Source organism: Clostridium sp. AF29-8BH (assembly GCF_003478145.1).
In the GTDB taxonomy this organism is placed as follows: Bacteria; Bacillota; Clostridia; order Lachnospirales; family Lachnospiraceae; genus Otoolea; species Otoolea fessa.
This window is the reverse complement of sequence record NZ_QUEL01000066.1, coordinates 1-720: the sequence shown is the minus strand read 5'-3', so window position 1 is coordinate 720 and position 720 is coordinate 1. Positions and strand designations below refer to the sequence as shown.

Genomic DNA, 720 nt, shown 5'->3' with positions numbered 1-720 from the left:
AGCTGCCGAAGGCAGGACCGATAACTGGGGTGAAGTCGTAACAAGGTAGCCGTATCGGAAGGTGCGGCTGGATCACCTCCTTTCTAAGGAAGAAGAAGTAAGGGTTTTATATACTGTTGAGTTTTCGAGGATGACAATTAAAGATTGAAATCCAGGAAATGAAAGATTTCCGGTGTCGATGCGCTTAGGGGACACACCCGTTCCCATCCCGAACACGATGGTTAAGACCTAAGCGGCCGATGATACTATGCTGGAGACGGCATGGGAAAGCAGGCGGATGCCGGATTCATTATGGGGGTGTAGCTCAGTTGGGAGAGCACCTGCCTTGCAAGCAGGGGGTCAAGAGTTCGAATCTCTCCATCTCCACTCGTGACTGTACATTGCAGTTCGGAAACAAAGTTCCTCACTCACGTGCAGGCACGTTATGAAAACAAAACATTACGAGGCTTATGAAAGCAAGCTTTCAACGCATTCGAAACATTTTGTTTTCGCAATGTACCTTGAAAACTGCATATTGAAAATCTGATACAAAGTTCAAACCGAGAGGTTTGAAACAAATATCAAGACATCCGAGGTGTTACACGAAAGTGTAACCAAACAAACCAAAAACAAGCAATTATTAATTGTAAACACCATAAGCCAAAGATGCAACGCTATGCATCTGAGAGGAACACCGTACCCGCGGTGTGAATCAATTGGTTAAGCTAATAAGAGCGCAGG

General features: G+C 45.4%; 1 tRNA gene and 2 rRNA genes. All 3 read left to right on the top strand.

From position 1 onward, the window contains the following. Nucleotides 1–83, top strand: a 16S ribosomal RNA gene (locus tag DWZ16_RS15310); the annotation flags it as partial. A gap of 85 nt (nt 84–168) precedes the next feature. Next, nucleotides 169–286 (top strand): 5S ribosomal RNA (rrf, locus tag DWZ16_RS15305). 7 nt (nt 287–293) lie between these two features. Continuing rightward, nucleotides 294–366, top strand: a tRNA-Ala gene (locus DWZ16_RS15300). Nucleotides 367–720: the final 354 nt, after the last annotated feature.